Raw genomic sequence first — 25,065 nt, 5'->3', positions numbered from 1 at the left:
TCTATTTAATTGATCGATACGAAGATGGGTCCAGTATTTACGATATTGATTTTGAGTACTTACCGGGTGTTGAGAAAAATCCTGTTGGCTATGGCATGGATATCATCGATCACCTTACCCATAATGTATATCGTGGTCGCATGGCCTATTGGGCAGAGTTTTATGAGAAGTTCTTCAACTTCAAAGAAATTCGTTTCTTTGATATTAAGGGCGAGTACACAGGCTTAACATCGAAAGCGATGACGGCACCTGATGGTAAAATTCGTATTCCGCTGAACGAAGAATCTTCCGCAGGCAAAGGTCAGATTGAAGAATATCTGATGAAGTTTAATGGCGAAGGTATTCAGCATATCGCATTAACAACACCGGATATTTATAAAACAATATCAGATATGCGCGCCAATGGTGTTGAGTTTATGGATGCCCCGCCAGAGACCTATTATGAAATGTTGGATGAACGCCTCCCCGGTCATGGCGAAGACCCGGAAAAGCTTAAAAAACTCGGTATCCTATTGGATGGCGCAACTGAAACTGGCGATCCACGTCTTTTGCTTCAAATCTTTACGAAATGCGTGATCGGCCCTGCTTTTATCGAAATTATTCAGCGTAAAGGTGATGACGGATTTGGCGAAGGTAACTTCAAAGCCCTGTTTGAATCAATCGAACGCGATCAGGTTAATCGCGGCGTGCTAAAAACAGACTAAACTCTTATCGTCAAAAAAATAAAGGGCGCTTGATTTTATAATCAGCGCCCTTTTAGTTTTGATAACAGTCTTTTGCTTATTTTTATGCGCATTCTGCATCCATCTGGTTTTCTGGACGGGCTTTATCGAAGGCTTCTAGTTTGAGACAGTGTTCTTCAATTCTTCTTATTTCAGGAAAATCAGTAACGGGTATATCAAAACGATGCGCATTATAAAGTTGCGAAATCAGGCAGCAATCAGCCATCCCCGGTTCAGAGCCAAAACAATATCGCCCCTCTGACTGACGTGTTTTCAAACGTTGCTCAAACGCTGATAATCCCTCTAGAACCCAATGCGCATACCAAGTGGATTTCTGATCTTGAGAAAGTAACATTTCCCCTGCTAAATACTTTAGAACCCGTAAATTATTTATCGGGTGAATGTCGCAACAGACCAGTTGGGATAAACTTCTTATAAACGCTCTATCCGCGGCATTATCTGGTAATAACTTATGCTGGGGTAGAGTTTCATCCAGATACTCGATGATTGCCATCGACTGCGTTAGTATCTCGTTTTCTTTTGTTTCCAAAGCTGGGACGAGTTTTTGGGGATTTATTTCTTTGTATTTATTACCCAACTGTTCACCGCCGTTTTTAACAAGGTGAACAGGGATCATGTCGTATTCAACTTTTTTGAGGTTTAAAGCAATTCGAACACGGTAAGCCGCCGTTGATCTCCAATAGCTATAGAGCTTCATAAATTAGATATCCTCGACCAATTTATCTGCGCCGAAGCATTTATCTGCGTTTTTCAACACACGGGCCATAAGGTTCTCTAGCGTTTCTTTTTCAACGTCACTCAGACCATTAAGGATTTCCTGCTCACGTTTTAGGACAAGCGGGATAAGTTCCTGGAGCGTATCATTACCCTGCTCGGTCAAAAGTAAATTCACCTTACGTTTATCAAGGTCATCCACATGACGTTCTATGAATTCTCTTTCCAGTAGCCCCTTAATTGCTCTGCTAACCTGAACCTTATCCAAACTAGAATAGTCGACTACTTCGCTGGCAGAAAGTGGTTGGCTATTTCCCAAAACAACCATTACGCGCCATTGATAAACCGTCAGTCCTTTTGACTTTGTATAAACCTCGGCAACAGATTGACTTACTGAGCGGTAAAAAACACGGACTTTATAAGGAAAGAAGTCTTTTAAATCTAAAACTTCATGATATGGGTTCGTTATTTTTTGATCTGTCATTTCGTCTTATTCGCCACGTTTTTATGAATTGAGTTACTTGTTTTTTGCGTCTTCAACAAATTGATATTCCCTGTGCTAATCCATCAACAAAGCAGGAAGCCAAAGGGATAGTGCCGGGAAAAGGATCAAAAGAGCCAGCCGCACAACATCCGCCATCAAAAATGCAACTACGCCTCGGCTAATGGTTTGCAATTTCAATCCCGGTGTCCCGGCCATGATAATAAACAAGTTCATTCCCACAGGTGGTGTAATTAAACCAACCTCTACAACGGAAACCATAATCACACCGAACCAAATCGGATCAAAACCCATGTTGGTAATCAAAGGATAAATAAAGGGTAGCGTCAGCAAGATCATTGATAACGCATCCATAAAACATCCTAGAATGACATAGAAAATGATCAAAAAGATCAGAATTGTATATTCATTCCATCCTAGTTCACCTACGTAAGCGACCAAAGCTTGCGGTAGTCCTGTTGTCTCGACAAAGTAATTGAATACCGCGGTTCCAATGAGGATCATAAAGATCATACCTGTTGAACTCGCCGTTTCTTCAAGACATTCAATGAATGTGTGTCGATCCATTTTTCTTTTTAGAAGTGCAAGAATAAAAGCCCCAATTGCCCCAATTGCAGCAGCTTCTGTTGGCGAGAACCACCCTGCATAAATGCCGCCAATAACAACGGTAAACAACAGAATAACAGGCCAAACATTTAGCATAGCAATAATGCGTCCAGACCAATCAACAGGTGTATCTGCCGGGGCTAAGTCAGGATTTCTGGCCGTTTTTATGCGTACAGCAAGCATATAAAGTATCGTGGCAAGCAACCCGGGAATTAGGGCCGCGGCAAAAAGACGACCGATCGACTGTTCAGTCAAAATGGCATAGATAACCATAATTACGCTAGGAGGGATTAAGACCCCAAGTGTTCCCCCAGCTGCAATTGTCGCACTCGCCAAGCCATCATCATAATTCCGGCGGCGCATTTCTGGCATAGCGACACGGCACATTGTCGCGGCTGTTGCCAGGGATGAACCACATATGGCACCGAATGCAGCGCAAGCGCCAACCGTCGCCATTGCTAACCCGCCCTTATAGTGCCCGATAAAAGCGTGTGCCGCATCATAGAGCGCTCTGGAGAGGCCGGCTTTGGACGAAAAGACGCCCATCAAGATGAATAGCGGAATGACAGATAACGAATAAGGAAAGATTGATTCGAATGGAACCGATCCCATAATAAAGGCCACGGAATCAAAACCGTTTATGATCAAGCCACCGACCATACCAACAATACCCATAGCTATGGCAATCGGTACCCTGATGGCGATTAAACCGAAAAGAACAGCGAAGGCGATAAGGCCAATTGTTGTGTTATCCATTAGCTCTTAACCCGATTTTCATTTGATGGATCTTGCTCAAGACCAAACATCTTAATAAGGCTGTTGATTAATAGGCCGATAGAAACTACGCCTGACAAGGTTGCGCCAAGCAAAAGCGGTATCCAGTAATAAATCATCGGCAAGCCGAGGGTGATAGAGATATCGCCATACTGATGCTGCTGTTCAGCTTGTAAAAAACCAAACCACGCTATTGCACTCATAAATGCAGCGCAAAATAACATCCCTAAAGCTTGACAGAAAATAGCTCCTTTTTCTGGCAGCCGTACAGAAAGAATAGCCACAGCAACGTGGCTTTTTTTCAAAAAGGCATAGGGAATTGAAAGATATGCGGCCGAGATAATCATCAATTGAACCAGATCAATCGTACCATAGATTCCAGCATTATCTATCTTTCTCAAAACAACATCTGTCGTTGTAATAAGCATAGCGCCCAACAAAAACAGGACACCTATCCAAGCAACGTATTTAACTAATTGGTTGAAATATTTTGATATAACAAAAATCATGCTTCACACGAACAGTTCTATGATGATAAAAAATAGTCGTCCTAATCAATCGTTAGAACGACCATTTCAAGAATAATTATTGCTCGTATTTTGCGATGGATTTTACCGCAGCATCGTAAATTTCTTGTGCATTCTCCACACCAGCCTCTTCCAAGCTTTTTAGATAATTGGCTGTGGTAGGTTCCAAAGCACGACGCCATTCATCCCTTTGGCTGTCATCAAGGACAACGACTGGGTTTCCTTTTTTCTTAATATCCTCTAACCCAGGTTTATCCCAATTATTCCACCAAGGACCAAACTTCGCGACAAGGGATGCACCGGACATGTCATCAATAATGGCTCTGATCTCTTCCGGGAACGCGTTATACTTTTTCTCGTTCATAATGAAATAAAAGCTTGTTGTATAAGCCTTGGCATCAAGATGGTAATCCAAAACCTCGGCAAGCTTAAACCCATGAACGCCGTCATAGGGAAAGATCGTACCGTCAATCACGCCTTTTTGCAGATTTTCATAAACCTGGGTGGGTGGAAGTCCAATGGGTGTTGCCCCCAATTGTTTAAGCATCATAGATGTCGCCGCGGAAGGGGCACGCACCCGAAGCCCTGCAAGATCATCCATGGTTTTGACTTGCTTGCCTCTTGTATGAATAAGGCCGGGGTTATGAGCATGTAAGGCTAAAACCTTTAGGCCTTTGTATTCTTCGGCAAGATAGGTTGGATACAAATCCCATAACGTACGGGATGCCGCATCAGAAGACTTTGTCAGAAAGGGTAAATCCATAATCAAAGTACGTGGCAACCGACCACGTGGAAAGCCCGTGAGACCATGAGAAATATCGACAACACCAGCTTTTACTTGATCATATTGCTTTGCGACATGTCCAAAGGCAGATCCCGCAGGAAAGATCGTTACCTTGACTTTACCCTCACTCCGTTCTTCAAGCTCTTTTGCCCAAGGTTCAAGAAACTGGGTTTGCGTTGGATGAGACGATGGTAAAAAGTGACTAAGCTTTAATTCAAATTCTGCCCCGACAGCATTTGAAAAAATAGCCGTCAATGCAGTACTTGCAACTGTTGTCAGCGCAATGAGTGTACGTTTCATCCTATAACCTTCCTGCTCTTTTATATTTCTGTATGCCTACAGATCTTTAAATTATTTATGTGCAGAAAGAGTATAGTTTCATATGAAACTATACTGCAAGCTATTCTTCAAGTTACAGGATTGATTCTAATTTACATGTGATCTCTTGGGATGGATTTTTGATAACTGCGGCCAAAGATTTCATTCCCTTCTTCGTAGGCAAGCATTTTCCCTGAAATTTCAAAACTGTCCGCTCTTAAAATCATTGAAACTTCAGTTTCCAACTTGATAGACCAATCATCACGAGACATATAGCAACACCATTGTGAGTGCGCTTGTGCCCCCAAGGGAGTATCTGGGCTTATGGACCATTTTACAAAATTTGTGTGCCGAACGCGTAAAGCATGGCCGGGGATTTCTGTCGTCCCTGTGTCGTCTTCGGTGATGTAGTGCGTCAAGTTACCAGAAAGATCTTTTTCAACCCTGCGGGCCGTTTTAGAGGGTGTTATCTCTTTGTATAGAGGTAGCGGGTTTGCATTTTCTGGTTCAGGCATATGAATTTCATCATCGACAACCATTTGATTGCCTGTTGCCCTGACAGGCAGTGAAAGAGCAGTATTTTTACCCAGAAAAATTGAGGCCGTTACATGATACGGGGACGGCATGATCAAAGGCCAATAGGCTGTCGAAATTGAAATCCTAATTTTGTGTCCCGGTAAAAACCGATAACCGATATGATCCAAGGTAACTGTAACATCTTCCCTTTGCCCCGGAACCATTTCCTTTGGCGTTTCATTACTATGGCGATGTGCCAGATTCAAAACCCCGAAACACACACGATGAGAAACACCATCAGGATGAACATCGATTAATCGAACTGCCAGGTTTCCGAGTGGCGCATCAATTGCCACGCCTAAAGATAACGTTGGTTGGCCAAGGATCTCAATGGCGTCACTCAGAACATCTGTTTCAAAGACCAAAGATCCCCCGTCATCAATACGTTGATCACCCGGTGTTTCTGTATCTGGTTTAAGCGCAAAGACCTCGCCGCACGCGATGCCCGTATCTTCAGGAGAACGAATAGATATCTGTCCCTCAGCATGACTGGTCTTTGAGAGGCTGTGATCAGTGTTCAAATATAACCTTTGGGATACGATACTATCAGACGGCCAGATATCTTCGGCCACCCATCTCCCCTCTTCGTGTTCTCGCCAACGTGAAGGCCTGACATTCTCAGAAATATAAGCACGATAAGCTGGTAAGCTTTCTACATTATTCTGCTTTTCACAAAGCCAGCGGTCCCACCAACGTAAAGCTTCTTGGTGGAAATCTGATCTAGGGTACGGATAGGCAAAGTGCGGATACTTGTGCACCCAGGGACCATTAATCGCTTTAGCAAGACCCGGCATGTTTTCTGCTGCAATTGGAGGCGCATTTTTATAAGCATCGGCCCAACCAGAAATTACCAAACTTGGAATTTCCAAGGCATCATAATCCTGTTCAATAGAGCCGTGTTTCCAGAAATCATCATAGCGTTGATGCGATAACCATTCATCCAGAATAAGATTTGCACCCTCTAAGCGTTCAAGCCACATATCCCGCCATTTATCACCAACCAAGGCTGGATCAGGCGGACGGTTAGCATAACATTGCATTACACCAGCCCAAGACAGGTTAGAATTCAAATGGCAGCCGCTTTTATAGTGGATATCAGCATTATAACGATCAACGGTAGAACCGATCGATATGACAGCCTTTAATGGTTCGGGCCGTAGGGCAGCAATTTGCAAAGCATTAAAGCCCCCCCAAGATATCCCCATCATACCTAGCTTGCCGCTACACCAGGTCTGTCTTGCAATCCAGTTAATTGCCTCTACGCCATCAGAAAGTTCACGGGGAGAGTATTCATCGTCAAAAACACCGTCAGATTCACCAGTACCAGATATATCAACACGGACGCCTGCGTATCCTGCTCGGGCAAAAACAGGATAAGTGCTTTCGTCCCTTTGTGCAGTACCATCACGCTTACGATAGGGAAGATACTCAAAGATCGCAGGAACAGGTGTAATCCCCCCCTCTTCACCCTGCACCAAATCGGGCATCCAAATACGTGCCGATAATTGTCGACCATCCTTTAGCGGTATCCAGATATTCTCCCAGACGCAAAAACCATCATGTTGAGTAACATTTGTTTGCGGTTGAAAATTTGTCGGCATATCGCACCTCAAAAAGCTATAACTGGAAATGTAAGCAGTCATCAAAAAAACTGGATACGAAGGCCTTATGAAAACTTTCGCACCCAGTTACAAATAAAGCCAGATAATGTAACCTGATTTACTTCAAGAAAGGCTCTGCCTTCATTGTATCCGCAATCGGAGCACCCATTCTGGAAAGGATTGTGGGGGCAAGTTGTAACTGATCAAGAACTATATCTTCTTTGGGGCCATTACCGCCACCAAACCAGTACAGTGCAACGTCTTGTTGATCTTCACCGCGCCCACCGTGGTGTCCACGGTCGGATTGACCATGATCAGCCGTCACGATGACTTCGTAGCCATTTTCAATCCAACGCGGCAGGAAATGCGCAAGCATTGCATCAATGGCAAAACAGGCTTGATCCATCTCGCCGCAATCATGCCCAAACCTGTGCCCCATTGAATCAAGCGTACAGGTATGCAAGATGCCATAGTCAATCTTATGACGTTCTGTTAGCATCGTCAGCGTCGCAAACAAATCAGCGTCTGATGGGGTCATCTGATTTATGTGCCCATAGCCCGTCATGGTATGAAAACGACCATGATTGATTGGACCATCGTCTTCGTCATATTCAATATCACGTACCATATCAAACGGCGCGCGATTAAAGAATTCGGACCAGAACGAATGCGTTACAGCGCCTGTTTTTCCGCCTGCAGCACGAACCTGGCTAAAAATATCGGCCTGTTTTACGCGGAAGATTGATTGATTGGAAACTACGTGGTGCTGTTGCGGGGTTACGCCTGTATGGATAGACGCATAACAAGACGCAGATGTTGATGGTAACACTGCCCGCATTTTCCAAACACGTGCCTCGCCGGATTGAACCCAACCTTCCAGGTTACCCATATAACGACGCGCATCTCTCCAAGGCTGACCATCAAGGATGATCAACAACACTTTATTTTTAAGAGCCAAGAGATAATCTCCCTAAACAGTACTAATAACTGGCCTACGTATGAAATATTGACCGTGGATATAAGTGCCGACTAATTGCCGGCACTTTCCATTTTTCGATGCGCCAAGACTTCTTCCAACCATCCCAGTTTCATTTCTGGAACCGAGGAAAGTAAAAGATCTGTATAGTCATCGAACGGAGGAGACAGAACTTCGGATTTGGTTCCGTATCTCACGAGCTCCCCAAGATACATAACAGCGATGGAATCAGATATTGATTTCACCGTTGCAAGATCATGGGTAATAAAGAGATAGGCAACATTCTCTATCTTTTGCAAATTAAGCAAAAGCTTTAAAATGCCATCTGCAACCAAAGGATCAAGCGCGGATGTAACCTCATCACAGATAATCAGCTTGGGTTTCGCCGCCAATGAGCGCGCAATACAAACACGTTGCTTTTGCCCCCCGGAAAGTTCCGCAGGATAACGGTCGATAAACTTTTCGCCCATTTCGATTTCGTCGAGCAGCTCAATAACGCGTTTACGTTTTTCAGCACCCTTCATTCCGAAATAAAGTTCAAGCGGGCGCCCAATAATCTGACCAACTGTCTGACGTGGGTTCATCGCCACATCAGCCATCTGGTAGATCATTTGAAGTTCACGAAGATCATCTATGTTTCTATCAGGAAGTGCTGGTGTTAACTCTTTTCCGTCAAAGATAATACGTCCGTCACTCGGCGGTAAAAGCCCGGTGATCACCCGTGCAAGCGTCGATTTTCCAGAACCGGACTCACCGACGACAGCCAATGTTTGCCCCGGATGAATGTCAACAGAAACATCTTTTAAAACCTGAATTTCTCCAGAGTAAGACGCAGAGATATTCTCCACACGAAGAATTGGGTTATCCGTCGGTTTTTTCTCTTCATGCGTAATAGAATGAGCTTTCACCAATTCCTGGGTGTATTCTTCTTTTGGCGCCTCAATGATTTCTTGAACAGTGCCATGTTCAACCATATTACCGTGACGCAAAACAAGAATTTCATCAGAAACCTGTGCCACTACAGCCAAATCATGGGTAATGTACAGGGCAGCAACACCAGTATCTCTGATCGCCTTTTTAATCGCCGCCAAGACATCAATCTGTGTTGTTACATCAAGTGCGGTTGTCGGTTCATCAAAAACGATCAAATCAGGCTTAGGGCACAGTGCCATTGCCGTCATAACGCGTTGTAATTGCCCGCCAGAAACCTGGTGCGGATACCTATTACCAATGTTTTCCGGATCAGGAAGTCCTAGCGACCTGAAGAGTTCAATCGCACGTTCTTCTGCCTGTGCTTTGTTTGAAAGTCCATGCAAAATTGTGGTTTCAATTACCTGATCCATCAAGCGCATTGCGGGATTAAAAGAAGCTGCGGCCGACTGGGAAACGTAAGTTACTTCCCTCCCCCGAAGTTGCCTTAAACCTTGAGCCTGAATTTGCAGGATATCCCGTCCATTGACGAAAACTTCGCCACCTGTAATTTCAACCCCACCACGGCCGTAACTCATCGAAGAAAGGCCAATAGTTGATTTACCAGCACCACTTTCACCGATTAACCCCATAACCTGACCTTTTTTCAGGTTTAGAGATACATCATGAACGATGGTAATGTCGTGGGGCTTTTCGCCCGGAGGATATACGGTTGCACCGATTTTGAGATTCTTAATCTCAAGAAGATTATCAGACATTATCCGCGCCCTCCTTTTAGATCACTCGTTCTATTGAGTATCCAATCCGCAACAAGGTTTACAGAAATTGCCAGAACAGCAATTGCAAAGGCAGGAATAAGCGCCGCTGGAATACCAAAGATAATGCCCTCTTTATTCTCCTTCACCATACCGCCCCAATCAGCTTCAGGTGGTTGAATTCCAAGTCCTAGGAATGACAAGGAAGAAAGGAAAAGGACAGCAAAGATAAATCTTAGGCCAAATTCAGCAACCAACGGTGATAATGCGTTAGGCAGGATTTCCCGAAAGATAATCCATCGCGTTCCTTCACCACGTAAACGGGCTGCTTCCACATAATCCATTACGTTAATATCAACGGCAACCGCGCGGGAAAGTCGATAAACACGTGTACTATCCAAAACCCCCATAACAACAATCAATGTCACAAGGTTGCCCGGTAATACAGATAGAACGACCAACGCAAAAATCAGGGTCGGTATTGACATCAATAGATCGACAAAACGCGACAAGACCATATCAAACCAGCCACCGGTTACCGCAGCAGTGAAACCAAGAACAGATCCCGTAACAAAAGAAAAAATTGTGGCAGCACCCGCGATAAAGATCGTGATACGAGCACCATACATCATCCGCGTAAGAAGGTCGCGACCAACATTATCTGTGCCAAGCAAGAATTGGTCAGAAGCTGGTTCCCAAACATCACCAACAATCTCTGCCATACCATAAGGCGCCAATACGGGGGCGAAAATAGCAACAAAGAGAAAACAACCTGTCGCAATAATGCCGACAAGTGCACTCAGGGGAATACGTTTAAAGTTCATTTATCCTATCCCCTATTTCGGATGTCTCAAGCGCGGGTTAGCCACGATTGATACAATGTCAGCAATGATATTCAGCGAGATATAAACGCTGGCGAAAATCAGGGCACAGGCCTGAACAACAGGCACATCACGTTTGGAAACGTGGTCAACCAGATACTGTCCCATTCCAGGATACACAAAGATAACCTCTACAATCACCACACCAACAACAAGATAGGCGAGATTGATCATGACAACGTTGACAATGGGAGCAATCGCATTAGGAAAAGCATGCTTTCTGATAACCGTAAAAGGATTAAGCCCTTTTAATTCAGCCGTTTCAATATAGGCAGATTGCATGACATTCAAAATGGCAGCTCGGGTCATACGCATCATGTGCGCAAGAACGACCATTGTCAGAACCACGACAGGTAAGGCAATGGCGTTTAGTTTTTCACCCAAAGTCATTGTTTCGTTCAAAATCGCAACAGAAGGAAACCAGCCGAGTTGAACTGAAACAAAATAGATGAGCAAATATCCGATAAAAAATTCTGGAAGAGAAATAGACGCAAGTGATACGCCAGATATAAGTTTATCAGGCCAGCGATTACGGTACTGAACGGCCAATAGCCCTAGGATAACAGCTAATGGGACAGAAAAAGCAGCAGCCCAGCTCGCTAAAAACAGTGTATTTTGAAGACGGTTAGAGATACCTTCAGCAATTGATTTGCCATTTGAAAGTGCGGTGCCAAGATCCCCTTGTAAAACACCCGATAACCACTCGAAGTAGCGGACATATGCCGGGTCATTCAGGCCAAGTTCTTTACGAAGATTGGCAACAGCTTCCGGTGTTGCCGATTGACCTAGAATAGATTGAGCGACATCTCCTGGCAAAATTTGGGTACCGATAAATATCAACCCAGATGCCAGAAAGAGGAGAAGGAGGCCCAACGCTATGCGTTGAGCCACCAAATTTAGAATGGGATGTCCCATGAGTCGCTGATTACGCCAACCAAGTTTTTGCGAGGGCGAAACCGTTCATCATTTCACCACTTGGATCATCTTCGTAACCGCCGACTTTATCACTGACAGCAGCAATGAAGTCATTAAACATAGGAACGATCACACCACCTTCATCACGAACCATCACACCCATTTCACGGTAAAGCGCAATACGTTTTGCCTGATCAAGCTCACCACGTGCTTCAATAAGAAGCTTGTCAAAATCGTCACGGAAGAAACGTGTGTCATTCCAATCAGCTGTTGATAGATAAGCCGTTGAATACATTTGATCTTGAACCGGACGCGATCCGCCCCAATAAGATGCACAGAATGGTTGTTTATTCCACACTTCTGTCCAATACCCGTCATCAGGCTCACGCTTAACGTCAAGTGTAATACCACACTTCGCAGCAGACTGTTGGAATAGCTGCGCAGCATCAACAGCACCAGCGAAGGCAGTACCTGCTGTCCGGAGTTGAACAGGACCTTCATGGCCTGATTTCTTGAAATGGAACTTTGCTTTATCCGGGTCGAAAGAGCGTTGCTCAATATCTTCGGAGAACAGCGGATAACCACCATTGATTGGCATGTCATTACCAACAGATCCGTAACCACGAAGAATTTTATCAACCATTTCTTCACGATCAACTGCATACTTAAGGGCTAAACGTAGGTCGTTGTTATCAAACGGTGCAGTATTGCAATGCATCAGGAATACATAGTGACCGCGACCAGATACACTTTTCACCTGGAGACCGGGAACACGTTCCAGAAGATCGGCAACTTTTGGTTCCACACGGTTAATCATGTGAACCTGACCACCCTGAAGGGCCGCAGTTCTGGCTGTCGCATCGTTTAACACGACAATTTCAACCTGATCGGCATGGCCACGTGACGGATCCCAATAGTTAGGATTACGCTCACCGACATGGCGTACACCCGGCTCATTAACAGCAACCTTGTATGGGCCAGTACCGATACCAGCATCAGGCGCATCCATACCACCGTCGGGCTGAATGATTAGGTGATAATCAGACATCAAGTAAGGCAAATCAGCATTTGCCGTTTTTAGGGTGACCGAGAAGACATCTCCATCTGCCTTCATGGACTCAATATTACGCATAACGCCCAAGGCACCGGACTTCGTATCTTCGCCCGAGTGACGTTGCATTGTTTTGAGCACATCTTGAGCAGTTACGCTTTTGCCGTTGTGAAACTCAACACCTTTGCGAATTGTAAAATGCCATGTTTTCGCATCAGCGGTCGGCTCGATGCTCTCAGCCAGTCGGTAGTTAATTTCACCAATGCGTGAGACTTCAACAAGCGTTTCGCCCCAACACTTACCAAAATCATGAGACACTTGTGTCAGAAAAGATGCCGGATCAAGGCTATTTGTACTTTCGCCCCCGCCAAGGCCAGCCTTAAGTGTTCCACCTTTTTTTGGGCCTTCGGCCATTGCCGCACTGGACAACAGACTACCAGCAGCAGCGGTAGAGACACCGACAGCAGCAGCTTTTCCCATAAACTCACGGCGACCTAATTTACCCTGAGCGGCAAGCTTTGCCAGATAATTAATATGTTGTGTCATTCCTATTCTACTCCCTGTTTGCATAAACCTTTTAGGTGAGAATCACATAAGCGTTTAATCGCTTTTATTTTATCATATGATTCAAGTGATTATAAGGTTTAATTAATTTAATTCCCTGCATTAGATACCTAGACAGCGTCAAAATCTACATAAAGACAAAGTCTTGTTCTCTTACCAGAAACATAAAAACCTATACTCACCACCAGCTTTGGTTCTGTTTCCCAGAACCTTATTTTGAATAGCGTCAACTACCCATAACTTTGTCGCATTAAAGACAACAACATCACCAACAGCGACTTTCCATCCAAAAAACGTCAACTTTTGATCAAAAAACCACATCTTAGGGTCGTTTATAGTAAAAATTCAATCAAGTTATTTTTTCTAACCAATTAAATACAATTTTTTATAGAACTTAAGGCCCGCATCACAACTAACTTCTCTTAACATTTTCAAGCAAAAAAGTTATTTAAAACGTCATCGTAATTGCTTTTGTTGTTACATAGTTTCGAAGGGCTTCTATTCCCTTTTCACGGCCGATACCTGATGATTTATTGCCGCCAAACGGTACCTCTACACCACCAGCCCAATAATCGTTAACTGTCACCTGCCCTGAATCAATAGCCTTAGAAAGCTTAAGAGCATGAGTAATATTTTGTGTATAGACCCCTGCCGCAAGTGCAAAATCAGTGCAGTTCGCAGCTTCTATAGCTTCATCAAGACTATCGACAACCTGAACCGTCAACACAGGGCCAAAAATTTCCTCTTGAACCAGTTCGTCATTGTTAGGCACATCATCCATAATTGTTGGCGCATAGAACCAACCATTCTCAGTTTCTTTAGTATTGATCCGTTCACCGCCGCAAGCAACGGTTATTCCTCGAGCTTTGGCGCGTTCCACAAAGCCTTCTATTTTCTCCAACTGTTGCAGAGAATTAATCGCACCATAATTTGGATTAGTGAGAGCATGGCCTGCTATTAACTGTGAAGTTTTCTCAACAATCTTTGCCACTAATTCACGATGAATTGTTCTTTCTACGACTAACCTCGAACCAGCAGAGCAAATTTGTCCTGCATTATAATAAATAGCCCAAAGAACCCCTTCTGCTGTTTTTTCCAAATCACAGTCTGCGAGTGCTACAATCGGTGATTTCCCCCCAAGCTCCAGTGTCACACTGTTGATGTTTTTGGCAGCAGCTTCCATCACCAAAGTCCCGGTACCGACTGAGCCTGTAAAGGTGATGTGTTGAACCTTCGGGTGATTGACCAGTGGGCTTCCAGCATCCGCCCCAGTACCGGTTACAACGTTATAAACACCTTTGGGAAGGCCCGCCTCGACAAAGACATCTGCCAACAATAGTGCTGTTAAAGGGGTTTGCTCTGCAGGCTTTACCACAGCTGTACACCCTGCGGCTAAAGCAGGGGCGACACCCCTTATTGTTGTAGCAAGAGGGTAATTCCAAGGAATAATATGTGCGGTAACACCAACAGCCTCAACACTGGAAAATGAGAAAACACCATCCCCCAAAGGGAAAGTATCACCCTGAATTTTATCGGCGCAACCAGCATAATAACGTAGTGCACCAACAGAGCTCGCAACATCCCCTTTTGCTTCATCTAGCGGTTTGCCTGTATCAAGAGCCTCGACTACAGCAAAATAATCAGCCTTTTGCTCCAAGATATCAGCAGCCTTGAAAAGTATGAGGCCGCGCTTACTGGGTTTCATATCACGCCAAATATTGACAAAGGCATCCCTGGCAGCTTCGACAGCCTTACCAACATCTTCTGACTGCCCAGCACTGACAGATGCAAATACCTTACCATTACCCGGGTCTTTGCTGTCAATCATCTCTGTTGTTGATGCAGAAACCCACTCACCATTAATGAACAGCTTATTTGGCAACCCCAGCAATGTACCTGTTTGAAAATATTCGCTGATCAGCGCATCTGTTGATTTCGTCATAATCACACCTAAAGGCCTTATCGTTTTTATTTAACTATGTTCTATATTCAAAGATTTTATCAAAAGCGTGAAGCATTATAGCTCACCTGATAGTCCGCACTCGCAAGCCACAGAGGATCAATTTCAATCCCCCACCCCGGTTTATCTGAAAGAATAAGGTCGCCATTCACAATTTCATATCCGGGGCCAAACAAACCTGCCTGCCACGGATAGTAATCCAATCCTTCGATTGAGAATTCGAGATATTTGCCTGGGTTATTAATTGCCGCCATAAAGTGCGCAGAAAACAACGTTACAAGAGAAAGGTTCGCACAATGTAGCGTACAGGGAATTTTTGCTGCTTCAGCCATTTTAGCAACTTCGAGGCTTCGCGTAATGCCACCCATATAACAAATATCCGGCTGAACAATATCAACAACCCTGTCTTGGATAATCTGGTTCCAAACAACCATGTTGCTATCTTGCTCTCCACCGGACACATCAAGATCAAGTACCTCTTTTACCTGTTTTGTCCAACCCAGTTCCCAATAAGGACAAGGCTCTTCAAAATGGCTAATGCCGTAATCCTGTAATAAATGACCAACTTCAATAGCTTTTTTCAGTGTGTAGGCACTATTCGCATCAACCAAAAGGGTAATATCATTGCCAAGAGTTTCCCGTACCTTTTTTACGATTTCTTCCGTACGTCCCGGCCATTGATCAACATCGTGACCACATTCGCGCCCAACCCTGAATTTAAATGACGTGTAACCAAATTGTTCTCGAAGGGCGACAAATCTCTCGGCCTCTTCTTCCGGCGTAATATCGCGCCGCATACTTGATGCATAGACAGGAAAACTTTTTCGCGTACTTCCCAGTAAACTGGCAACGCTTTTTCCTGCTCGTTTACCATGGACATCCCATAGAGCTGTATCAACGCCACAAAGGGCGCGATAGAGATAACTTCCCGGAAACTTGTGCTCTCGCTCCAACACTGTTTGCGTTAAACCTTTGAGATCGGAAGCATCCTGACCAAGAGTGTGAGGTGCAATGTGACGGTGTACAATTTGAGATGTGATATCTGCATTATAGGTTGAGACCTGCCCCCACCCCTCATCACCTTCGACTGTTCTTACCCGAACAAACCCGACATATTCATTGGTAAAGGTTTCAATGCTTGCTATTTTCACGCTGAATCTCACTCAATAAAAATCTATGGCGTACTATTAGTCCAAGCTTGCAGATAAAAGCAAACGAAGTATTATTCGCCTAAGACATCATTTTATTTGAAGCTGATAATCGTACTCACATGGCATATCAACTCCCCCCTCTAAACTGGTTGCGCGCGTTCGAAGCCGCCGCCCGTTATAATAACTTCACGACAGCAGCCAAAGAGCTCAACCTCACCCCAGCTGCAGTTAGCCATCAAGTAAGGTCTCTCGAAAAAGAGTTGGATTTCCTGTTATTTGAACGATTAGCCCGCAGTTTAAAGTTAACCGACAAGGGAAGAGCTTACCTGCCAGCAGTACGACGGGCGTTCGAAGATATATCAGTATCAACTACCGGGTTGTTCGGCACCAAGGGTAAGCAAACGATCAATATTCTCTGCACAGTTGCCTTTTCCGTTTCCTGGCTGACACCGCGGCTAAAAGATTTCCTGACCAAATATCCTGATATCAATATCAGATTACACACAGCGATCTGGACAGAGTCACTCGACCACGACAACATTGATATCGATATCCGAAGCGGGCACGGCAACTGGCCCGGTTTTCACAGTCAAAAAATACACACAGAACCTTCAGTTCTCGTGGCAACACCAGACAATGTGAAGCTTCTAAAACAATCCATCGAGACTGGCGATAAATCCCTTATCAGTCACCTGAGTTGTGTCAGGATTATGGGTTGTGAAGGCCGCTGGCAAAAAATACTCGACACTCACCTTAAGGGCGCAGATCTCGAGGTAAATATCACAGTAGATACCTCTCTGAATTCGGTGCAGTTGGCTTCCTCTGGTGCTTGTGTTTCACTTGTACTTAAGGCCCATGCCCAACCAGATCTGGATAGTGGAAAATTAATGAGAGTTGTCGAGCAAGATTTCGATTTCGATGATTCTCACTACCTATTAACACCAATAAAAGACGAAAAATCTAAACCAGAAAGTTTGTTATTTAGGAACTGGTTACTGGATCAAGCTCAGATAGAACAATAATATTGAAAATATCTTTCAATAAGCACTTAAGCATCGTCCAGCACAAGATCTGCTCCTTTTTCACCGACCATAATAGCGGCTGCATTCGTGTTTCCTGAGGGTACATTCGGAAAGATTGATGCATCAATCACACGAAGGCCATCCACACCATGAACTTTTAATTTATGATCAACGACAAACGTTTCTGGATCAGGCCCCATTCTACAGGTTCCTGAAGGATGGAAACAGGTCCAGGCGTAACCGCGAATATCGGCGATTAACTCTTCGTCTGTTTTACATTCTTTCCCCGGGCGAAACTCCTCGATGATAATATCTTTAAAGGCTTTGGTTTCGGCTAATTTTCTTAGATATTTCACACCTTCAAGCATCTCAGAAACATCTTCGTCAGTAGAAAGATAATTTGGCTTTATCAATGGTGGTTCAAACGGATCATTCGATTTAATATTTATCTCTCCGCGCGAAGTCGGGCGACAGTTTGTTAAACCCAGTTGAAAAGCAGAAAACGGATCAGGATTGAGCATTGGTCGCGTTCCCGCTGGTGCCCTTGTATAGCTAACTGGCGAAAAATATAACTGAATATTCGGTTGTTCCAAGTCCGGTCGGGTTTTAATAAAGCCTCCTCCTTGATTAATACTCAAGCTAAGGGGCCCACGCCGGAACAATACATACTTCAATCCGGCAACCAACTTCCCCCACAAAGAATGCAATTCGTCATTAAGGCTGGGGACAGTGCAGGAATAGAGATAATCCATTCCGATATGATCCTGTAAGTTTTGTCCAACTGCCGGACTATTAACGACAATCGGTATATTGTGTTCATCGAGTAAAGTCTTAGGACCAACCCCTGACAGTTGCAGCAATTGCGGGCTATTGATTGAGCCACCGCTCAGAATAATTTCTTTTTTGGCTGTAACAGTAGAAGTTTTTCCTTTGCGTACATACTGAACACCAACAGCTATTTTTCCCTCAAAAAGGACTTTTGAAACATGGGCATGAGTGACAAGTTTAAGATTCTTACGTTTTAAGGCTGGATGTAGAAACGCTTTGGCTGCGGACTCACGGAAACCGTTACGGGTTGTCGTCTGATAAAGACCTATGCCTTCTTGTTCAGCCCCGTTGAAGTTTTCATTATAGGCAAGACCAAGTTCCTGCCCTGAGCGGATAAAGTTTTGGCAAAGAGGGTGTAAATCTTTCGAAACATCAGAGACATGCATTGCTCCCTCTGTGCCACGATAGCCATCATCACTCAATTGATTGATTTCTGACTTTTTAAAGTAAGGCAGTACATCCTGATAGCTCCATCCCGGATTTCCGATTGCAGCCCAATCATCGTAATCTTTTTTATGGCCCCGGATATACACCATGGCGTTAATTGAGCTGGATCCACCAAGCACCTTTCCGCGTGGCCAATAGCTCTGCCTGTTTGCTGTACCTTTATCTGCTTCAGTCAGGTACATCCAGTTAACGGACTTTTGGTAATATGTCTTTCCGTAGCCAATTGGAACCTGCACCCAAAAGCGTTTATCGCTTCCTCCGGCCTCGAGAATCAAAACAGAATATTTGCCGCTTTCACTTAGGCGATTAGCTAAAACACAGCCAGCAGAACCTGCACCAACAATGATATAGTCAAAAGACTGTTTTTCTTCACCCATACCCAAAAACCTGAAAAATTACGTACCAAAATGAATTTCTCTTTTCATTTATGTGTAAATTTTCACGTATTTCAAACTTTATTTTGCCTAATTCAATTAAGACATTATTTCATTTGCAGCAAGAGGTTTGGTTATTTGCAGAAAATTACTTATCACATTGTTTTAATTACTTATCTTCCTTTCCAGACAGGAGATCTTTTTTCAACAAAAGCTAACGACCCTTCTTTAGAGTCATCACTTCTCAGCATCTTTTCATAATATTTCCATTTTCCTGAACGCATATCTTGATAACAGGCCTCATCATCAAGACCAGACGTTTTTTGCAAAACCTCTTTAACTGCCATAACAGATAAAGGCGCAGCTTCTAAAATTTGATCCGCGAATGCTCTGGTTGCGGTCATAAGGTCTTCGCTTGTCACCACTTTATTCACCAGTCCCCATTGAGCGGCTTCATTCGCATCCATACGCCGCCCAGTTAAAAGCAATTCCATGGCAATTGCCCTAGGAAGCCTTTTTGGAAGACGGAAAGATGCTGCATCAGCGATCAGACCAACCTTTGCTTCTGGTAGGAAAAATTGTGCATGATCTGCTGCAATAATAAAATCAGCAGCGAGAGCAAGCTCAAAACCTCCGCCAACAGCCATCCCATTTACAGCGGCAATAATTGGCTTATAGCAATCATGGAGTTCTGTTATTCCCGCAAATCCACCGGGGCCATAGTCAGTATCCGGGGCTTCCCCGTCGTTACTGGCAACCAAATCCCATCCGGCTGAAAAAAACTTTTCACCGCCACCAGTTAAAATAGCGACACGAAGGTCGGGGTCATCACGAAAATCGCAAAAAACCTTTCCCATTGCCTTACTTGTTGCGGCATCAATAGCGTTTGCTTTTGGGCGATCCAGTGTCACTTCCAGAATAGCCCCTCGTCTCTCAACTTTTACAACTTCTGACATTAATTCACTCTTTCTTCTGAAGACATACGGATCATGGCATCTGCTATAACAACGCCTTTTCCTTTTGGAAGCACCATAACGGGGTTTAAATCCATTTCGGCAAGTTTCTTTTCATTATGTAAGGCAAAATCTGCAACCGATAAGATCGTATCAATCAACGCATCAATATCACCAGCAGGTTGGCCACGATAGCCTTCCAACAACTTGTAGAGTTTGAGTTTCTTCAAAGCGACATGGATATCATCACGTGAAACTGGTAATAGTAATGCTATTGAATCCTGCATCAACTCAACCCAAATACCGCCAGAACCCACGACAAGAGAAAGCCCAAACTGAGGATCGCGTGTCACACCGATGATAACTTCGGCAACAACATCTTTAATCATGCTTTCGACAAGAACTTTGTCAGACAAATGCGCCATTCTTTCTGCCGCACAAGTTACCTCTTTAGCACTTTGAAGGTTCAAAGCCACGCCACCAACTTCTGTCTTATGGGCGAGATCAGCACTCACAGCCTTAACAACAACCGGAAAACCAATTTGTTCCGCAGTAAAACCCGCTTCTGAAATGGCAACTGTTTCACTCTCCGGAACTATAAATCCGTATTCTTTTAGACGTAATTTTGCTAGGGCTTCATCAAGTAAAACAACGTCACCTTCTAATTCAGAACATATCCCTACCCTTGAACATACGTTATTATTCGCAATATCCTTCCATCTAGTCGCTATCCATGCCGCGGATGAGATAGCCTTCAATCCATCTTCTACGCCTTGTAATGGCACCACGTTATTTCTGATCAAAGTGGATCGTGCTTTTGCCGGAAGATTTTCCGGAAGTGTGGCAAGAACGGCTGCTTGATGCCCTGAGTTTTTCTGTGCCGCAATCATTGCATCCAGTGCAATATCCCACTCATGAGCTTCGCTTAAATCACCTCTGGGGTAATCCAACACCAAAAGGCTGATGTCATACCCACCCTGCATAACACGAGTAAAACAGTTGGTTTTCTCTTCTATATCCCCCCAAATATAGGTGTGGTAATCAAAGGGATTTGATATAGAAACTTTTTCCCCAAGCTGCTTTTGTAACTGAGAGGACTGAACATCTGGGATCGGATTAAATTTTAAGCCAAGTTGACTGCCAAAATCAGCAATCAAAGCAGCATCCCCCCCAGAGCAACTAAGCGAAGCGATATTATTACCCGATAGAGGCCCCGCGACATGAAGGAGCTTTAGGGTTTCGATCATCTCACTAAGTGTACGAACACGAGCAACGCCAATACGCTGAAACAAAGCAGTATAAAGTTCATCAGACCCGGCCAGAGTAGAGGTATGGCTTAGGGCAATCTCGGCCCCGATGTCAGATCCACCTGATTTTAAGGCAATCACAGGTATGCCCTTAGTTCTAGCTTTATCTACGGCACCACAAAACCCGGGGATATCATCAACCCCTTCCATATGAAGGCCTATTGCGGTCACACGATCATCATCACAAAGAGCATCAATGTAATCAGGCATAGATAACACGGCCTGGTTCCCAACAGAAATCATATAGGCAATGGGCAGTGATCTTTCCTGCATTGTCAGGCTGATGCCGATATTTCCACTTTGGGTAATGATCGCGACACCTTTATCAACATGTTGCCCGCCATGATGATCAGGCCAGAGAGCAGCGCCATCCAAATAATTTAGAATACCGTAGCAATTCGGGCCAACCAACGCCAAATCACCAACGCTGCTCATCAGATTTGTATGATAATCCTGCCCGTCAGAAGTTTCGGAAAACCCAGATGCGTAACAAATTACGCCACCTGCCCCCATCTTCTCCAGATCTTTAATCACGGATATAGCTGGTTCGCGAGGTATCGCGACGAAAGCTGCATCAGGTGCTGTTGGCAGATCGTTTACCGATGCAAAGCACTTTAATCCTTCAATCTCATTTCTGCGTGCATTTACGGCCCACAGTTCCCCCTGAAATCCTGTTTTACGGCTTTGCCGGATGACTTCAGCAGCCTCAGCTCCACCAACAACAGCTATGTTTTTGGGGCAAAGCAGGCGTTTTATATTTGCTGATTTTGACATTTAAGAACTTCCCAGATCAATGACGTGCCCGATTACGCGCCGAGAGGTCTAAGTAAACCCCTTGAAATGATATGGCGTTGAATTTCGCTGGTGCCGTCCCAGATCCGCTCAACCCGGGCATCGCGCCAAAAGCGTTCGATAGGAAGTTCGGTCATCAAACCCATTCCGCCAAAAATCTGAAGACTTTCATCCGTTACTCTGGCCAGCATTTCTGTCGCATGAACCTTAGCCATGGCAATGTCCTGATCCGCAGGAAGATCCTTATCTAATTTCCAAGCTGCACCCATGGTTAAGTATTCAGCGGCTTGAATGTCTGTCGCCATATCAGCCAATTTGAAGGAAACGCCCTGGAATTTACCAATAGCCTGTCCAAACTGTTTTCGCTCAGCGGCCCAATTAACCGCCAAATCAAAACAACGTTGCGCCCGACCGACTGACATAGCTGCTACAGTCAATCTTGTGGCCCCTAACCATGTATTCGCTTCGTCAAATCCCTTGCCTTCTTCCCCGAGTATTTGCGTGGCAGGAATGCGGCAGTTATCAAAATTGAGGATGGAATTGTTGTATCCCCGATGTGATACACATTTGTAACCTTCTCTTATTTCAAATCCCGGAGTTCCGCGATCTAGAAGAAAGCAGGTGATTTGTTTTTTCTTGCCCCGAGGAGTTTCTTCCTCTCCAGTTGCAATAAAAACAATGGCAAAGTCCGCTTCATCAGCGTGCGTTATGAAATGCTTGGTACCATTAAGTATCCAGTCATCCCCGTCTCTGACGGCAGATGCCTTCATTGACCTTACATCTGACCCTGCATCAGGTTCGGTCATCGCGATACAGTCTATCTTCTCCCCGCGAATAGCTGGCATAAGATATTTTTCGACCTGATCGCCTTTACAACCGCAAAGAATATTAGAGGGGCGCCCAAAGATAACACTCAGTGCCTGAGAAGCGCGACCCAGCTCTCTCTCTAGTAAGGACATGGTGACGTAGTCTAATCCGCCACCTCCGAATTCTTCAGGAATATTGGCTGCGTAAAACCCTAAATCCAAAACTTTTTGACGTATTTCTTTGGTCAGTTCAGCAGGAACATAACCCAACTCTTCAACAGTATTTTCATGGGGGTACAGCTCTTTTTCAACAAAATTCCGAACGGTATCAACAACCATTTGTTGTTCTTGCGAAAGACCAAAATCCATATCACTTCTCCCTAAACCTTAACTGTTCCTGTTCTATGGCTTTGTACCGAAATCAGGACATCAGCAGGCATTTCCACGTTGAAAATCAACACCGATTGCCAACGTAAATTAAATGTCATTACTTCCGAGTGCCATAACGACACTGGTATCTGCACTTATCTGTCGACCATATTTAACTAAACAAAATATGGCCGACAGTTATGTTTATTGTTTAGGTGGGGGCACCATCATTTGTCTGCTTAAACGTTCCGGCGCAGGCAGTTTTTTATGTGCATCAAGTATTTTTTCTAACACATTCAGTATTTCAGGTTTCGCAGGACAAGCTCTCCCGGCTTTCATATCAACGTGCAAGACCATTTGCTCTGCTGTTGCGAGTAAGCTGTTGTCCTTTTCCTTGTACATTTTATGATAGAAATGGATGCGTTTATCATCCAGACCAAGTAGTTGTGTCGTAACTCTCAAAGGCTCATGCACTGCGACTTCAAGAATATTATTTATATGGGTTTCTACCGTATAATACGAATGACCATTAGCATGGTATTCAGCATTTACGCCGACATAACGAAAGAGCGCATCAGAGGCATCGCCAAAAACCTGCAAATAACGAGATTCAGTCATGTGGTTATTATAATCAATCCACTCGGGATGAACTTTGTCTCTATGAAGGTTCAATGGTTTGGTTAAATCATCCTGTTCAGACCATTCCTTAGAACCACTTGCGTCCCCATACAGCCCTTCATCGTCTTCTTTCAGTACTTTTCCAGATGCATAGTTAAAGCTGCGCAAGGACTGCATAATAGACACAAGACAATTGTCTCGTAGCTGTTCTAGATCACGTATTGAATAACCCTCTGCCTGTTGTTGCGTTCCTTCGACCATTCGATCAATAAGTTGATCTGTCAGTTCAGGCGCTTTTAATTTTGTCCAGGGTAACTCAAGCGCCGGACCGAACTGTTCCAGCATATGGCGCATCCCCTGTTCGCCACCAGCAAGATGAAATGTGAGGCATGTCCCCATAAAAGCCCACCGTAGCCCTGGTCCGTATATTACTGCCTGATCTATTTCTTCTGTTGTTGCAACCCCATCAGCAACCATGTGTAAGGCTTCACGCCATAGAGCTTCCTGAAGGCGATCAGAAATATACCCTTCTATTTCTTTTCGAACCTTAAGGGGTTTCATCCCGATCGAGCTATAGAACGCCATAGCATCATCTATAAATTGGGCGTTCGTTTTTTCTCCACCAAGAACTTCGACAAGAGGCAAAAGGTAAACAGGGTTGAAGGGGTGACCGATCAGAACACGTTCTGGGTGAATGCAATCAGCCTGAATAATCGTTGGGAGCAATCCAGAGGAACTGGAGGCGATAATAACATCCGGTTCTGCGTGTTTACTTATTTCTGCAAGAAGGTTCCTTTTAAGATCTTCTCGTTCAGGTGCATTTTCTTGAACAAAATCAGCTTTGGAAACTGCCTCGGCAAGGTCTGTGGTGAACGTCAGAGTGCCCTTTTCCTTACGTGGGGCCAGACTAAGTTGATTCAAAGCAGGCTCAGCATTGGATACAACTTCTCTCAGGCCTCGTTCTGCCCCAGCAGAAACATCCGTCACGACCACATCAATTCCTCGGTGAAGACATCGCGCGGCCCATCCAGCCCCGATAACACCAGCCCCAACGACGGCAACTGTTCTGATTTCACGTGCCATTTTTTAACACCCTGCTCATATCTATGTTTTAAAAATTATAATTAAGCCTGCTTGACGGCATTGAACTTTTTACGCGCATCTTCAGCCGTAAGTGTCTTCGCCCCCATTCGTTCAATAATTTCCTTGGCTCGGCTTACC

The 25,065-nt window shown here is 44.5% G+C and carries 21 protein-coding genes; 2 read left to right on the top strand and 19 right to left on the bottom strand.

Annotation, left to right across the window (positions count from 1 at the left end):
* A partial coding sequence (gene hppD / locus Q0241_RS01370; RefSeq protein WP_299371893.1) for a 4-hydroxyphenylpyruvate dioxygenase occupies positions 1 to 704 on the top strand: 704 nt, incomplete at its 5' end.
* Between the two features lie 82 nt (positions 705 to 786).
* Here the strand turns inward: hppD and maiA are convergent.
* The 14 genes from maiA to Q0241_RS01300 all read right to left on the bottom strand — a co-directional run bounded on the left by maiA (position 787) and on the right by Q0241_RS01300 (position 16,328).
* Positions 787 to 1,440 (bottom strand): maleylacetoacetate isomerase, encoded by a 654-nt coding sequence (maiA, locus tag Q0241_RS01365; RefSeq protein WP_299371890.1) that lies wholly within the window; start codon positions 1,438 to 1,440, stop codon positions 787 to 789.
* A 3-nt stretch (positions 1,441 to 1,443) separates the two neighbouring features.
* Entirely contained in the window at positions 1,444 to 1,941 is a 498-nt protein-coding gene (locus Q0241_RS01360) for a MarR family transcriptional regulator (protein ID WP_299371887.1), read from the bottom strand.
* A 75-nt stretch (positions 1,942 to 2,016) separates the two neighbouring features.
* On the bottom strand, positions 2,017 to 3,321 hold the full coding sequence (locus tag Q0241_RS01355; RefSeq protein WP_299371884.1) for a TRAP transporter large permease: 1,305 nt from the start codon (positions 3,319 to 3,321) through the stop codon (positions 2,017 to 2,019).
* A complete protein-coding gene (locus Q0241_RS01350; RefSeq protein ID WP_299371881.1) occupies positions 3,321 to 3,767 on the bottom strand; it encodes a TRAP transporter small permease in 447 nt (148 codons plus the stop codon). Before Q0241_RS01350 ends, Q0241_RS01355 begins: the two co-directional genes overlap by 1 nt.
* 157 nt (positions 3,768 to 3,924) lie before the next feature.
* Positions 3,925 to 4,950, bottom strand: coding sequence for a TRAP transporter substrate-binding protein (locus tag Q0241_RS01345; protein WP_299371878.1), 1,026 nt, complete (start codon positions 4,948 to 4,950; stop codon positions 3,925 to 3,927).
* 131 nt (positions 4,951 to 5,081) lie between these two features.
* Positions 5,082 to 7,145 (bottom strand): CocE/NonD family hydrolase, encoded by a 2,064-nt coding sequence (locus Q0241_RS01340; RefSeq protein WP_299371875.1) that lies wholly within the window; start codon positions 7,143 to 7,145, stop codon positions 5,082 to 5,084.
* A 118-nt stretch (positions 7,146 to 7,263) separates the two neighbouring features.
* Positions 7,264 to 8,103 (bottom strand): alkaline phosphatase family protein, encoded by an 840-nt coding sequence (locus tag Q0241_RS01335; protein WP_299371872.1) that lies wholly within the window; start codon positions 8,101 to 8,103, stop codon positions 7,264 to 7,266.
* 71 nt (positions 8,104 to 8,174) lie between these two features.
* Complete coding sequence (locus Q0241_RS01330) at positions 8,175 to 9,809, bottom strand: ABC transporter ATP-binding protein (protein ID WP_299371869.1); 1,635 nt, start codon at positions 9,807 to 9,809, stop codon at positions 8,175 to 8,177.
* Positions 9,809 to 10,630 (bottom strand): ABC transporter permease, encoded by an 822-nt coding sequence (locus Q0241_RS01325; protein ID WP_299371865.1) that lies wholly within the window; start codon positions 10,628 to 10,630, stop codon positions 9,809 to 9,811. Before Q0241_RS01325 ends, Q0241_RS01330 begins: the two co-directional genes overlap by 1 nt.
* 12 nt (positions 10,631 to 10,642) lie before the next feature.
* Complete coding sequence (locus tag Q0241_RS01320; protein WP_299371863.1) at positions 10,643 to 11,602, bottom strand: ABC transporter permease; 960 nt, start codon at positions 11,600 to 11,602, stop codon at positions 10,643 to 10,645.
* Between the two features lie 10 nt (positions 11,603 to 11,612).
* Positions 11,613 to 13,199 (bottom strand): ABC transporter substrate-binding protein, encoded by a 1,587-nt coding sequence (locus tag Q0241_RS01315; RefSeq protein WP_299371860.1) that lies wholly within the window; start codon positions 13,197 to 13,199, stop codon positions 11,613 to 11,615.
* A gap of 171 nt (positions 13,200 to 13,370) precedes the next feature.
* Complete coding sequence (locus tag Q0241_RS01310; protein WP_299371857.1) at positions 13,371 to 13,538, bottom strand: hypothetical protein; 168 nt, start codon at positions 13,536 to 13,538, stop codon at positions 13,371 to 13,373.
* Between the two features lie 127 nt (positions 13,539 to 13,665).
* Positions 13,666 to 15,159 carry an aldehyde dehydrogenase family protein gene (locus Q0241_RS01305; RefSeq protein ID WP_299371854.1) on the bottom strand — a complete coding sequence of 498 codons (1,494 nt, stop codon included), beginning with the start codon at positions 15,157 to 15,159 and terminating at the stop codon, positions 13,666 to 13,668.
* A 59-nt stretch (positions 15,160 to 15,218) separates the two neighbouring features.
* A complete protein-coding gene (locus Q0241_RS01300; RefSeq protein WP_299371852.1) occupies positions 15,219 to 16,328 on the bottom strand; it encodes a mandelate racemase/muconate lactonizing enzyme family protein in 1,110 nt (369 codons plus the stop codon).
* 119 nt (positions 16,329 to 16,447) lie between these two features.
* On the opposite strand from Q0241_RS01300, the gene Q0241_RS01295 reads away from it, so the two are divergent.
* Positions 16,448 to 17,350 (top strand): LysR substrate-binding domain-containing protein, encoded by a 903-nt coding sequence (locus tag Q0241_RS01295; RefSeq protein WP_299371849.1) that lies wholly within the window; start codon positions 16,448 to 16,450, stop codon positions 17,348 to 17,350.
* A gap of 26 nt (positions 17,351 to 17,376) precedes the next feature.
* Here the strand turns inward: Q0241_RS01295 and Q0241_RS01290 are convergent, their stop codons facing one another.
* The 5 genes from Q0241_RS01290 to Q0241_RS01270 form a co-directional block, all read right to left on the bottom strand.
* Positions 17,377 to 19,002, bottom strand: coding sequence for a GMC family oxidoreductase N-terminal domain-containing protein (locus Q0241_RS01290; RefSeq protein ID WP_299371846.1), 1,626 nt, complete (start codon positions 19,000 to 19,002; stop codon positions 17,377 to 17,379).
* Between the two features lie 170 nt (positions 19,003 to 19,172).
* Entirely contained in the window at positions 19,173 to 19,955 is a 783-nt protein-coding gene (locus Q0241_RS01285; protein ID WP_299371843.1) for a carnitinyl-CoA dehydratase, read from the bottom strand.
* On the bottom strand, positions 19,955 to 22,033 hold the full coding sequence (locus Q0241_RS01280; protein WP_299371840.1) for an acetate--CoA ligase family protein: 2,079 nt from the start codon (positions 22,031 to 22,033) through the stop codon (positions 19,955 to 19,957). Before Q0241_RS01280 ends, Q0241_RS01285 begins: the two co-directional genes overlap by 1 nt.
* A 32-nt stretch (positions 22,034 to 22,065) precedes the next feature.
* A complete protein-coding gene (locus Q0241_RS01275; RefSeq protein WP_299371837.1) occupies positions 22,066 to 23,226 on the bottom strand; it encodes an acyl-CoA dehydrogenase family protein in 1,161 nt (386 codons plus the stop codon).
* Positions 23,227 to 23,430: 204 nt separating this feature from the next.
* The gene (locus Q0241_RS01270) at positions 23,431 to 24,927 is read right to left on the bottom strand and encodes a carnitine 3-dehydrogenase (protein WP_299371834.1); all 1,497 of its coding nucleotides are present in this window, start codon (positions 24,925 to 24,927) and stop codon (positions 23,431 to 23,433) included.
* Positions 24,928 to 25,065 lie beyond the last annotated feature (138 nt).

Origin of the sequence: uncultured Kiloniella sp. (genome assembly GCF_937128705.1) — a bacterium.
Lineage (GTDB): Bacteria > Pseudomonadota > Alphaproteobacteria > Kiloniellales > Kiloniellaceae > Kiloniella.
The sequence above is the reverse complement of the archived record's forward strand: the minus strand, read 5'-3'. Positions and strand labels throughout refer to the sequence as shown.

Excerpts from the sequence above, each read along its gene's own strand:
- Q0241_RS01325 (WP_299371865.1), bottom strand. The coding sequence starts at position 10,630 with ATGAACTTTAAACGTATTCCCCTGAGTGCACTTGTCGGCATTATTGCG.
- Q0241_RS01340 (WP_299371875.1), bottom strand. The coding sequence starts at position 7,145 with ATGCCGACAAATTTTCAACCGCAAACAAATGTTACTCAACATGATGGT.
- Q0241_RS01350 (WP_299371881.1), bottom strand. The coding sequence starts at position 3,767 with ATGCTTATTACAACGACAGATGTTGTTTTGAGAAAGATAGATAATGCT.
- Q0241_RS01345 (WP_299371878.1), bottom strand. The coding sequence starts at position 4,950 with ATGAAACGTACACTCATTGCGCTGACAACAGTTGCAAGTACTGCATTG.
- Q0241_RS01320 (WP_299371863.1), bottom strand. The coding sequence starts at position 11,602 with ATGGGACATCCCATTCTAAATTTGGTGGCTCAACGCATAGCGTTGGGC.
- Q0241_RS01270 (WP_299371834.1), bottom strand. The coding sequence starts at position 24,927 with ATGGCACGTGAAATCAGAACAGTTGCCGTCGTTGGGGCTGGTGTTATC.
- Q0241_RS01295 (WP_299371849.1), top strand. The coding sequence starts at position 16,448 with ATGGCATATCAACTCCCCCCTCTAAACTGGTTGCGCGCGTTCGAAGCC.
- Q0241_RS01310 (WP_299371857.1), bottom strand. The coding sequence starts at position 13,538 with ATGTGGTTTTTTGATCAAAAGTTGACGTTTTTTGGATGGAAAGTCGCT.
- Q0241_RS01355 (WP_299371884.1), bottom strand. The coding sequence starts at position 3,321 with ATGGATAACACAACAATTGGCCTTATCGCCTTCGCTGTTCTTTTCGGT.
- Q0241_RS01305 (WP_299371854.1), bottom strand. The coding sequence starts at position 15,159 with ATGACGAAATCAACAGATGCGCTGATCAGCGAATATTTTCAAACAGGT.
- Q0241_RS01330 (WP_299371869.1), bottom strand. The coding sequence starts at position 9,809 with ATGTCTGATAATCTTCTTGAGATTAAGAATCTCAAAATCGGTGCAACC.
- Q0241_RS01360 (WP_299371887.1), bottom strand. The coding sequence starts at position 1,941 with ATGACAGATCAAAAAATAACGAACCCATATCATGAAGTTTTAGATTTA.
- Q0241_RS01285 (WP_299371843.1), bottom strand. The coding sequence starts at position 19,955 with ATGTCAGAAGTTGTAAAAGTTGAGAGACGAGGGGCTATTCTGGAAGTG.
- Q0241_RS01275 (WP_299371837.1), bottom strand. The coding sequence starts at position 23,226 with ATGGATTTTGGTCTTTCGCAAGAACAACAAATGGTTGTTGATACCGTT.
- Q0241_RS01290 (WP_299371846.1), bottom strand. The coding sequence starts at position 19,002 with ATGGGTGAAGAAAAACAGTCTTTTGACTATATCATTGTTGGTGCAGGT.
- Q0241_RS01315 (WP_299371860.1), bottom strand. The coding sequence starts at position 13,199 with ATGACACAACATATTAATTATCTGGCAAAGCTTGCCGCTCAGGGTAAA.
- maiA (WP_299371890.1), bottom strand. The coding sequence starts at position 1,440 with ATGAAGCTCTATAGCTATTGGAGATCAACGGCGGCTTACCGTGTTCGA.
- Q0241_RS01280 (WP_299371840.1), bottom strand. The coding sequence starts at position 22,033 with ATGTCAAAATCAGCAAATATAAAACGCCTGCTTTGCCCCAAAAACATA.